The 10,454-nt window shown below is 72.3% G+C and carries 8 protein-coding genes; 6 read left to right on the top strand and 2 right to left on the bottom strand.

The genetic code is table 11. The features are described from left to right. Positions 1 to 118: 118 nt before the first annotated feature. A complete protein-coding gene (locus EIY87_RS42160) occupies positions 119 to 1,555 on the bottom strand; it encodes a GMC family oxidoreductase (RefSeq protein WP_125315553.1) in 1,437 nt (478 codons plus the stop codon). A 138-nt stretch (positions 1,556 to 1,693) separates the two neighbouring features. Here EIY87_RS42160 and EIY87_RS42155 point away from each other — a divergent pair, with 138 nt between their 5' ends. The 6 genes from EIY87_RS42155 (at position 1,694) to hpaD (ending at position 8,784) form a co-directional block, all read left to right on the top strand. Further along, positions 1,694 to 3,130 carry an aldehyde dehydrogenase family protein gene (locus EIY87_RS42155; RefSeq protein WP_125315552.1) on the top strand — a complete coding sequence of 479 codons (1,437 nt, stop codon included), beginning with the start codon at positions 1,694 to 1,696 and terminating at the stop codon, positions 3,128 to 3,130. A gap of 73 nt (positions 3,131 to 3,203) precedes the next feature. Continuing rightward, on the top strand, positions 3,204 to 4,625 hold the full coding sequence (locus EIY87_RS42150; RefSeq protein WP_125315551.1) for a fumarylacetoacetate hydrolase family protein: 1,422 nt from the start codon (positions 3,204 to 3,206) through the stop codon (positions 4,623 to 4,625). Next, on the top strand, positions 4,607 to 5,275 hold the full coding sequence (locus tag EIY87_RS42145; protein WP_125315550.1) for a GntR family transcriptional regulator: 669 nt from the start codon (positions 4,607 to 4,609) through the stop codon (positions 5,273 to 5,275). The genes EIY87_RS42150 and EIY87_RS42145 overlap by 19 nt, the downstream gene beginning before the upstream one ends. Before the next feature lie 16 nt (positions 5,276 to 5,291). Next, entirely contained in the window at positions 5,292 to 6,239 is a 948-nt protein-coding gene (dapA, locus tag EIY87_RS42140) for a 4-hydroxy-tetrahydrodipicolinate synthase (RefSeq protein ID WP_125315549.1), read from the top strand. Next, positions 6,236 to 7,744: a 5-carboxymethyl-2-hydroxymuconate semialdehyde dehydrogenase gene (gene hpaE / locus EIY87_RS42135; protein WP_125315548.1), complete on the top strand. Its 1,509-nt coding sequence runs from the start codon at positions 6,236 to 6,238 to the stop codon at positions 7,742 to 7,744. The genes dapA and hpaE overlap by 4 nt, the downstream gene beginning before the upstream one ends. After that, a complete protein-coding gene (gene hpaD / locus EIY87_RS42130; RefSeq protein ID WP_125315547.1) occupies positions 7,741 to 8,784 on the top strand; it encodes a 3,4-dihydroxyphenylacetate 2,3-dioxygenase in 1,044 nt (347 codons plus the stop codon). Before hpaE ends, hpaD begins: the two co-directional genes overlap by 4 nt. Here hpaD and EIY87_RS42125 read toward each other — a convergent pair. After that, a complete protein-coding gene (locus tag EIY87_RS42125) occupies positions 8,762 to 10,282 on the bottom strand; it encodes an alpha/beta hydrolase family protein (RefSeq protein ID WP_225440382.1) in 1,521 nt (506 codons plus the stop codon). The two genes, hpaD and EIY87_RS42125, sit on opposite strands and share 23 nt — an antisense overlap. Positions 10,283 to 10,454: the final 172 nt, after the last annotated feature.

The raw sequence follows: 10,454 nt of genomic DNA, 5'->3' as shown, positions 1-10,454 counted from the left end.
CTCGACAGGTCAGTACGCTACCAACGCCTCACCAACCACAAACTGTCCGAGAAGTCCTGAGACACATCTGTCCGTGAGGTCCTGAGACAGCACAGGCGGTTAGAACCGCCCTAAACACTCACGAGCTTGCGCCGAGGATGAAGTGGGCGGCCTGCTCGCCGACCAGGACCGCCGGCGCGTTGGTGTTGCCCGTCGTCACCCGGGGCAGCACCGACGCGTCGGCGACGAGCAGGCCGTCGAACCCGTGCACCGCCAGCCGCGGGTCGACGACCGCGTCGGCGCCGGTGCCCATCCGGCAGGTGCCGACCTGGTGGTGGTACGTGATCGCGGTCCGCCGTACGTACTCCCGGACGTCGTCGCCCGGCGCCGGGTACACCGGGCGCGCGCCCCACTCCTCCGCCAGCGCCGGCGCGCGGCCGACCTCGAGGCACTGCTCGACCGACGCCACCAGGCTCTCGAAGTCCGCCGGTGCCGACAGGGCCGCGAGGTCGATCAGCGGCGAGCCGTCCGGCGCCAGCCGCAGGCTCCCCCGGCTCTCCGGCGACACCATCCCGGCCATCAGCGAAAAGCCCGTCGGCGGCCCGGACATCCACGGCTCGTACATCGGCACGCTGAAGCAGATCGGCTGGGTGTCCGGCACCGCGAGCCCGGCCCGGCTGCGCCAGAACCAGTGCACCTGCGTCACCGGACGGCCCGGCGACGGCAAGATCTCGCGGGCCGTCGAGAAGATCACCGGGGAGAGCAGGTGATCGTGCAGGTTGCGCCCGACCCCGGGCAGGTCCGCGACGACCTCGATGCCGAGCGCGGCCAGCTCGTCCGCCGGGCCGACGCCGCTGCGCAGCAGGATCGCGGGCGAAGCCAGCGCACCCGCCGCGAGCACGACCAAATCGGCCGAAAGCTCCCGCGGCACCCCGTCGAGGGAGACCTCGACGCCGGTCACGCGGGAGCCGGAGAACCGCAGCCGGTGCACCAGCGCTCCTGTGTAGACGGTCATCCGCGAGGCCACCGGAGCGCCGTAAGCGTGCCAAGTGTTGAAGCGTCTCCCGCCCCGCAAGGTGATCCGCTCGACGGACACCCCGTCCAGGGTTCCGCTGTTGTAATCCGCATTGAAGGGCAGACCCACCGCGCGGCAGGCGTCCACTATGGACTGCTGGACCGGGTGCAGCGGCTCGTTCGGCACCACTTCGAGGAGGTCCTTCTCGATCCGGTCGAACACCGGCTCGACGTCGGACCAGCTCCAGCCGGGCAAGCCCCAGCCGTCGTAGTCGGCGGGCGCGCCGCGGACCCAGATCATCGCGTTGAGCGCGTGCGAGCCGCCGAGGACCTTGCCCCGCGGCAGGTGCAGCCGCCGGCCGGCCGCGTGCTCCTGCGGGACCGTGTACAGGTCCCAGTCCTCGGGTCCGTGCCACAGCTCCCCCGCCCGCGCGGGGTCGTGGATCGCCGGGTTGACGTCCTCGCCACCCGCCTCCAGCAGCGTCACCGCCGCGCCCGCGTCGACCAGCCGCCGCGCCAGCACCGAACCGGCCGAGCCGGCGCCCACCACGATCACGTCCATGCGCTCCAGCCTCGCGCGTGGCCCGGAATTCCCGTGACATCCCTTCGCGGTCGGTCAACGGGCGTGCGGGAGCGGACAAGACCCACGGCGCCCGGCCGCCCGATACTCGGCTCACCCCAGGCCGAGGAGGACAACGGGATGGCGACACGCCTCTGCATCGACGGACAGTGGACCGAGGCCGGCGGCGCCGCGCTCCCGACCCGGGACCCCGCGACCGGCCGGGTCATCGAAGAGGTCGGCACGGCGTCGCGGGCCGACGTCGACGCCGCCGTCGCGGCCGCCCGGCGCGCGCTCACCGCGCCGGAGTGGGCCGGGCTCCTCCCGGTCCAGCGCGCCGCTTTGCTGTTCCGGCTGGCCGACCTCGTCGACCGGCACCACGAAGAGCTGGCCCGGCTGGAGACGCTCGACCAGGGGCAGCCGATCGGGGTCTCCCGGCAGGTGAGCGTGACCGGCACGGCGGAGCACTTCCGCTACTTCGCGGGCTGGGTGACGAAGCTGCAGGGCACCACGAACCCGGTGTCCTTCCCGGACACCCTGCACTACACCCGCCGCGAGCCGGTCGGGGTGAACGCGCTGATCACGCCGTGGAACTTCCCGCTGATGATCCTCGCCTGGAAGCTCGCGCCGGCACTGGCGACCGGCAACACGGTGGTGATCAAGCCCAGCGAGGTGACGCCGCTGACCAGCATCCGCCTGGTCGAACTGGTCCACGAAGCCGGGATCCCGGCGGGCGTGGTCAACCTCGTCACCGGCGACGGCGCGGTCGGCGCGCTGCTGACCGAGCACCCGGACGTGGACCACGTCTCCTACACCGGCTCCACGGCGGTCGGGAAGCTGATCACCGCGGCGAGCGCGGCGTCCAACCTCAAGCGGCTCACCCTCGAGCTCGGTGGGAAGGCCCCCAGCATCATCGCGGCCGACGCCGACATCGACGCCGCCGTCGCGGGCAACCTCGCCGGGGCGACGCTCAACACCGGCCAGGTCTGCGCCGCGTACACGCGCTTCTACGTCGACCGCAAGCGCGAGCAGGAGTTCGTCGAGAAGATGGCGCGCGGCCTGGAAGGGCTGCGGCTCGGGCCGGGTACCGAGGAGACCACGCAGCTCGGCCCGCTGGTGTCGGCGAAGCACCGCGAGCACGTCGACTTCCTGGTCGGCACCGGCCGCGATCAGGGTGCCGACGTGGTCACCGGCGGCAACCCGGTCGACGGCGACGGCTACTTCTACACCCCGACGCTCTTCGCCGGGGTCCGCGACGACATGGCCATCATGCGCGAGGAGATCTTCGGGCCGGTGCTGGCCGTGACGGCCTACGACGACGGCGACGAGCCGCTCGCCCGCGCCAACGACACCGAGTACGGGCTCGCGGCGACGGTGTGGACCCGCGACCTGCGCACGGCCCAGCGCTACGCCGACGGCATCCGGGCCGGCGCGGTCTTCGTCAACATGCCGCCGATCCCGGACATGGCGGCGCCGTGGGGCGGCTACAAGGCCTCCGGCTGGGGTCGTGAAATGGGCCCCTGGGCGCTCGACGCCTACACCGAGACCAAGTCCGTCTGGCTCCACTACGGCGGGTGAAAGGGGGTTTCCCCGCGCCGCAGATCGTATATTATTTAAGATACCTTCTTCGAACCGGCAGGCAGGACCACGGATGACGACCCTTGCGCAGCGGCCCGGCAAGATCATCGCGCTGCACCTCAACTACCGCTCCCGCGCCGCCCAGCGCGGCCGGGTGCCTGCCCAGCCGTCGTACTTCCTCAAGCCGCCGACGTCCGTGGCGGCGAGCGGCGCCGTGCTCGAACGCCCGGCCGGGACCGAGCTGCTGGGCTTCGAAGGCGAGATCGCACTGGTCATCGGCCGCACCGCCCGCCGCGTCGCGCCCGGCGAAGGCTGGTCGTACGTCGGCGGGGTCACCGCGGCCAACGACTTCGGCGTCTACGACCTGCGCTACGCCGACAAGGGCAGCAACCTGCGCTCGAAGGGCGGTGACGGCTTCACCCCGCTCGGGCCCGAAGTCCTGCCCGCCGACGGCGTCGACCCGGCCGCGCTGCGGCTGCGCACCTGGCTCAACGGCGAACTGGTCCAGGAGGACACCACCGGAGACCTGCTCTTCGATTTCGGCAGGCTGGTCGCCGACCTCTCGCAGCTGATCACCCTCGAACCCGGCGACGTCGTCCTGACCGGCACGCCCGCGGGCGCGTCGGTCGCCGTCCCCGGCGACGTCGTCGAGGTCGAGGTAGACGGCGACGGGCTCAGCACCGGCCGGCTGGTGACCCCGATCGTCGCGGGCACCGTCCCGTTCGGACCGTTCGGCGCGCTCCCCCGCACCGACGAGCAGCAACGCGCGGACGCCTACGGCACGGCCGAGCCGGGTTTCGAACTCACGCCGGAGCTGCGTGCGAAGATCGAGTCCGTCGGCACCGCGACGCTGTCCGCGCAACTGCGCAAGCGCGGCTACAACGCGGTGTCCATCGACGGTCTCACCTCGACCCGGCCCGGCACCCGGCTGACCGGCCGGGCCCGGACCCTGCGGTACCTGCCCTACCGCGAAGACCTGTTCAAGTCCCGCGGCGGCGGCTACAACGCGCAGAAGCGGGCGATCGACGCGCTCGGCCCCGGTGACGTCCTCGTCATGGAGGCCCGCGGCGAACGCGGCACCGGCACCGTCGGCGACATCCTCGCGCTGCGGGCCCAGGTGCGCGGCGCGGCCGGGATCGTCACCGACGGCGGGGTGCGCGACCTCGCCGCGGTGTCCGCTTTGGACATCCCCACCTACCACGCGGGACCGCACCCCGCGGTGCTCGGCCGACGGCACGTGCCGTGGGACGTCGACGTCGCGATCGCCTGCGGTGGCGCGGCCGTCTGCCCCGGCGACGTGATCGCCGGCGACGCCGACGGGGTGCTGGTCATCCCGCCGGACCTGGTCGAAGAGGTCGTCGAAGCCGCGATCGAGCAGGAGCTGCAGGAGACGTTCATCGCCGAGCAGGTCGCCGCCGGCGAACGCGTCGAAGGCCTCTACCCGATGGACGAGCACTGGCGCGGGAGGTACGCCGCATGGCTCGCGAAACGGTGAACGGCACCGCGATGAGCAAGTCGCGGATCGCCTACGAGTGGATCAAGGCCCGGATCGCCGACGGCACCTTCTCCCCCGGCTACCGCCTCGTCCTCGGCCAGCTCGCCCAGGAGCTCGGCGTCAGCGTCGTCCCGATCCGCGAGGCGATCCGGCTGCTGGAAGCCGAGGGACTGGTGACCTTCGAGCGCAACGTCGGCGCGCAGGTCGCGATGGTCGACGAAAGCCTGTACCAGCACACGATGCAGACCCTCGCGCTGGTCGAGGGGTACGCCGCCGCGCTCGCCGCCCCCGTGCTGCCGCCCGGCGCGCTGGCCGAGGCCCGTGCGCTGAACGCCGAGCTGGCGGACTGCCTCGGGCACTTCGAACCGGCCCGGTTCACCGGGCTCAACCGCGACTTCCACGCCGTGCTGTTCAGCGCCTGTCCCAACCCGCAGGTCCTCGACCTGGTCCGGCGCGGCTGGGACCGGCTGAGCGGCCTGCGGTCCTCGACGTTCAGCTTCGTGCCCGGCCGGGCCCGCGAGTCGGTCGCCGAGCACGAAGCCATCCTCGCCCTGCTCGAGACCGGCGCACCCGCCGCCGAGGTCGAGCAGGCCGTCCGCGCCCACCGGCTGGCCACCCTGGACGCGTTCCTCGCCTACCGCCGCCACTGACCCAGAAGGGAAACCCATGCGCTTCCGCTCCGATCCCCAGGCCATCCGCGGGTCGATCGCGCCGCTGATGACGCCGTTCACCGCCGAGGGGGCCGTCGACCACGGCGGTCTCGAGAACCTCGTGCGCTGGCAGCTCGCCTCGGGCTCGCACGGCATCTCGATCGGCGGCTCCACCGGCGAACCCGGCTCCCAGACCATCGCCGAACGCGCCGCGGCGATCCGCACGGTGGCCAGCGCGGTCGGCGACCGCGTGCCGTTCGTGCCGGGCACCGGTTCGGCGAAGCTCGACGAGACCCTGGAACTGACGGGCATCGCCCGGGACGCCGGGATCGACGCCGCGCTCGTCATCACGCCGTACTACGCGCGGCCCACCCAGGACGCGCTGTTCGTCTGGTACCGCACGGTCTGCCGGGAGTTCCCGGACCTGCCGATCATCGCCTACAACGTGCCCAGCCGGACCGCGGTCGACCTCGCGCCGGAGACCGTCGCACGGCTGTTCCGCTCGTGCGACAACTTCGTCGGGATCAAGGAGACGACGAAGGACTTCGAGCACTTCTCCCGCGTGCTGCACCTGTGCGGCCGCAGCCTGCTCGTGTGGTCGGGCATCGAGCTGCTGTGCCTGCCGCTGCTGGCCCTCGGCGGCGCCGGGTTCGTCAGCGCGACGGCCAACATCGCCCCGGCCGCCTGCGCGGAGATGTACACCGCGTGGCAGTCCGGCGACCACGAGCGGGCGCGGGAACTCCACTACGGCCTGCACCCGCTGGTCGACCTGCTGTTCGTCGAGACGAACCCGGCGCCCGGGAAGTGGGTCCTCGAACAGCGCGGGCTGATCGCCTCCGGGCACGTGCGGCCGCCGCTGATCACCCCGACCGACGCCGGCATCGCGCGGATCAAGGACCTGATGGCCGAAGGGGCTCCGTACCTCAGCCCGGTCGAGGGCTACACCGTGGAAGGAAAGCAATGAGCCACTACGTCCCGGAAGGACTGCCGGGCGAGCTGAAGCACTACATCGGCGGCGAACTGGTCGACAGCGTGTCGGGCAAGACGTTCGACGTGCTCGACCCGGTGTCCAACACCCCGTACGTCACGGCGGCCGCGGGCCAGGCCGAAGACGTCGACCGCGCGGTCGCGGCGGCGCGCACGGCGTTCACCGACGGGCCGTGGCCGCGCCTGCTGCCCCGGGCGCGGGCCCGGGTGCTGAACAAGATCGCCGACGCCGTCGAGGCGCAGGACAAGCGGCTGGCCGAGCTGGAGACGTTCGACACCGGGCTGCCGATCACCCAGGCGCTCGGGCAGGCGCAGCGCGCGGCCGAGAACTTCCGGTTCTTCGCCGACCTCGTCGTCGCCCAGGCCGACGACACCTACCAGGTGCCCGGCCGGCAGGTGAACTACGTGCACCGCAAGCCGGTCGGGGTGGCCGGGCTGATCACGCCGTGGAACACGCCCTTCATGCTGGAGAGCTGGAAGCTCGCGCCGGCACTGGCGTCGGGCTGCACGGTGGTGCTCAAGCCGGCCGAGTTCACGCCGCTGTCGGCGAGCCTGTGGGCGGAGATCTTCGCCGGCGCCGGGCTGCCCGACGGGGTCTTCAACCTGGTCAACGGCTTCGGGGAGGAGGCGGGCGACGCGCTGGTCAAGCACCCCGACGTCCCGCTGATCTCGTTCACCGGCGAGACCACGACCGGGCAGACGATCTACCGCAACTGCGCGGCGCACCTCAAGGGCATGTCGATGGAGCTGGGCGGCAAGTCCCCGGCCATCGTGTTCGCCGACGCCGACCTCGACGCCGCGCTCGACTCGACGCTCTTCGGCGTATTCTCCCTCAACGGCGAGCGCTGCACCGCGGGCAGCCGGATCCTCGTCGAGCGGCCGGTCTACGACGAGTTCTGCGCGCGGTACGCCGAGCGGGCGCGGAACATCGTCGTGGGCGACCCGCACGACCCGGCCACCGAGGTCGGCGCGCTGGTGCACCCCGAGCACTACGACAAGGTGATGCGCTACGTCGAGCTGGGCAAGTCCGAAGGCCGGCTGCTGGCCGGCGGCGGACGTCCGTCCGGTTTGGACAGCGGCAACTACGTGGCGCCGACGGTGTTCGCCGATGTGCCGCCGACCGCGCGGATCTTCCAGGAGGAGATCTTCGGGCCGGTCGTCGCGCTGACGCCGTTCGACACCGAAGCCGAGGCGCTGGCGCTGGCCAACGACGTCAAGTACGGGCTGGCCGCGTACCTCTGGACGTCGAACCTGCAGCGGGCGCACACCTTCGCGCAGTCGGTCGAGGCCGGGATGGTCTGGCTGAACTCGCACAACGTCCGCGACCTGCGGACGCCGTTCGGCGGGGTCAAGGCGTCCGGCCTCGGTCACGAAGGCGGCTACCGCTCGCTCGACTTCTACACCCACCAGCAGGCGATCCACGTCTCGCTCGGGCCGGTGCACACCGCCCGCTTCGGCACCGTCCAGAAGGGACAGTCATGACCGCAACGCCGCCGGACGTCATCCGCTGCGCGTACGCCGAGCTCGTCGTCACCGATCTGGTGGCGTCGCGGGAGTTCTACGTCGACGTGCTCGGGCTCGTCGTCACCCACGAGGACGCCGACGCGCTGTACCTGCGGGCGTTCGAGGAGTACCTCCACCATTCGCTGGTGCTGCGCAAGGGGCCGGCGCCCGCGCTGGGGGTGCTGGCCTACCGGGTGCGCACGCCCGGTGACCTCGACCTCGCCGAGGCGTACTACCGCGAGCTGGGCGTGCGGGTGGACCGCCGTCCGGCGGGCGCCACGCGCGGCATCGGCGAGGCGGTGCGGATCCTCGACCCGCTCGGGTTCCCGGTGGAGTTCTTCCACGAGGCCGAGCACGTCGAGCGGTTCACGCAGCGCTACGACGTCCACGGCGCCGGCGCGCTGTCGCGCTTGGACCACTTCAACCTCGACACCCCGGACGTCCCGGCGGCCCGGAAGTACTACGAGGGCCTGGGTTTCCGCGTGTCGGAGGACATCCAGGACGACGAGGGCACGGTGTACGCGGCCTGGCTGTTCCGCAAGCCGACGGTCCACGACGTCGCCCTGACCGGCGGCGACGGGCCGCGGCTGCACCACATCGCGTTCGCCTCGCACGAGCGGCACCAGATCCTGCACATCTGCGACCACCTGGGCGCCCTGCGGAAGTCCGGCATGATCGAGCGGGGCCCGGGCCGGCACGGTGTGTCGAACGCGTTCTACCTGTACGTGCGCGATCCCGACGGGCACCGCATCGAGATCTACACCCACGACTACTACACCGGCGACCCGGACAACCCGGTGATCACCTGGGACGTCCACGACAACCAGCGCCGCGACTGGTGGGGCAACCCGGTGGTGCCGAGCTGGTACACCGACGCGTCGGTGGTGCTGGACCTCGACGGCGCCGTCCAGCCGGTGCTGGCCCGGTCCGAGCCGCGTGAAGCCGACGTCACCATCGGCGCGGACGGGTTCTCCTTCAGCACCGGCGAGGCGGAGTTCAAGCTGGGCGAGCAGGTGTGAGCCACCGGGAGAACCACTCGCGCGTGCGGTGCAGGACGTCGATCTGGTGGTCGCGGCCGCGGATCGAGTGGTTCTCCCCGGGGTAGACCACGAACTCGTGCTCGCGGTCGCCGAGGGCGTCGTGCAGGAGTTCGGCCTGCGAGAGCGGGACGTTGGTGTCGGCTTCGCCGTGCAGGATGAGCACGGGCGTCCGGATCCGGTGCGCGTGGGTGATCGGGCTGTTCTCCTTCCCGCCCAGCGCGGCCTCGAACCGGCTGTGCTCCCCGGTCTCGGCGAGGAGGGGCCAGTCGATGACCCCGGCGCCCACGACGGCGGCTTTGAAGCGATCGGTGCGCGCGACGGCCCACGCGGCGAAGAAGCCACCGTGGCTCCAGCCGCCGATCCCGAGCCGGCTCTCGTCGGCGATCCCGCGTTCCACGAGCAGGTCGATGCCGCTTTCGACGTCGCCGAACTCCGCCCCGCCGACGTCTCCGGCGACCTCGGCGGCGAAGGCGTGTCCCCGGCCCATGCTGCCCCGCGGGTTCGGCAGGAAGACGGCGAACCCGGCGGCGGCGAGCCACTGGCCGGAGGGGTACCAGCCCAGGTTGAGGCGGTCGGCGTAGCGGTCGTACGGGCCGCCGTGGACGAGGGTCACCAGGGGGAACGGGCCGTCCGTCCTGCCCGGCGGGAGGACGAGGAGGCCGTCGAGGTCGGTGCCGTCTTCCGCTGGGTAGTGCAGGCGTTCTTGGGTGCCCCAGCGGATTCCCGTGGGTCCGGTCCGGCTGATCGTGCGGTGCGTCCGGACTTCCTCGGGTGCGTTCCCGGCGCCGGCGATGACGGCGAAGGTGCCTGCTTCGCTGACGCTGAGGCCGGTCAGGGAGCCGCGGGCCCGCTCGGCTTCGACGAAGGTTCCGGTGGCGGAGTCGAGGCGGCGGATCGTGGTGTCCAGGCCGTCGGCGAACAACGCGTGCGGGCCCGGTGCGAGTGCGATCGGGCAGGAGGTCATCCGAGCGGTGAGGTTGCGGTGGCCGGGGACGGCGAAGATCGCGTGGCCGCCCACGAGCGCGGGTGGGGTGAGGCCGCGGTAGGCGAGCTGCCAGGTGTTTTCTTGGCGCCACCAGACGAGGTCGGCGGCTTCCAGCGCGGGGGTGCCGAGGTCTTCGGTGGCGCCGGTGGTGACGTCGACGAGGAACAGGCCGGGTGCGAAGACGCCGGGGTTGCGCTCGGCGGTGGCCCAGGTGAGGACGGCGAGGGTCTGGCCGTCGGGTCTCGGGGCGACTTCGCGGACATGGCGGTGGCCGAGGTCGCCGATCGCGTGGACGGCGCGGGCCGGGAGGTCGAGCAGCCAGAGCCGATCGGGGCGGGCGGCGGTGGTCGCTTCCCTGACCGGGCCCGGCCCGGCCTCGCCGACCGCGCCGACGGCACGCGTCGGCGCGTCAAGCAGCCGATCGGGCCGGGGGCCAGTGGCCGCTCCCGTGATCGGGCCCGGCCCGGCCTCGCCGACGGCACGGGTGGGCACCTCAAGCAGCCGATCGGGCCGGGGGCCGACAGGCCGGTGCGGGCCATCGACACCCGATGGCCCGTCGTCCGCCGGCCCCGGGCCGATCAGCGCCACCGTGGTTCCGCCCGGCAGAGGCGCGAAAGCCGCCAACCCACCAGGCAGGTCCGTCAACCGCTCGGCCGCACCTCCA

Source organism: Amycolatopsis eburnea (assembly GCF_003937945.1).
Lineage (GTDB): Bacteria > Actinomycetota > Actinomycetes > Mycobacteriales > Pseudonocardiaceae > Amycolatopsis > Amycolatopsis eburnea.
This window is presented reverse-complemented; position numbering and strand designations above follow the sequence as displayed.

Bases quoted from the DNA above. Each gene is read 5' to 3' on its own strand.
- EIY87_RS42160 (WP_125315553.1), bottom strand. From the start codon at position 1,555: ATGGACGTGATCGTGGTGGGCGCCGGCTCGGCCGGTTCGGTGCTGGCG.
- EIY87_RS42155 (WP_125315552.1), top strand. From the start codon at position 1,694: ATGGCGACACGCCTCTGCATCGACGGACAGTGGACCGAGGCCGGCGGC.
- EIY87_RS42150 (WP_125315551.1), top strand. From the start codon at position 3,204: ATGACGACCCTTGCGCAGCGGCCCGGCAAGATCATCGCGCTGCACCTC.
- EIY87_RS42145 (WP_125315550.1), top strand. From the start codon at position 4,607: ATGGCTCGCGAAACGGTGAACGGCACCGCGATGAGCAAGTCGCGGATC.
- dapA (WP_125315549.1), top strand. From the start codon at position 5,292: ATGCGCTTCCGCTCCGATCCCCAGGCCATCCGCGGGTCGATCGCGCCG.
- hpaE (WP_125315548.1), top strand. From the start codon at position 6,236: ATGAGCCACTACGTCCCGGAAGGACTGCCGGGCGAGCTGAAGCACTAC.
- hpaD (WP_125315547.1), top strand. From the start codon at position 7,741: ATGACCGCAACGCCGCCGGACGTCATCCGCTGCGCGTACGCCGAGCTC.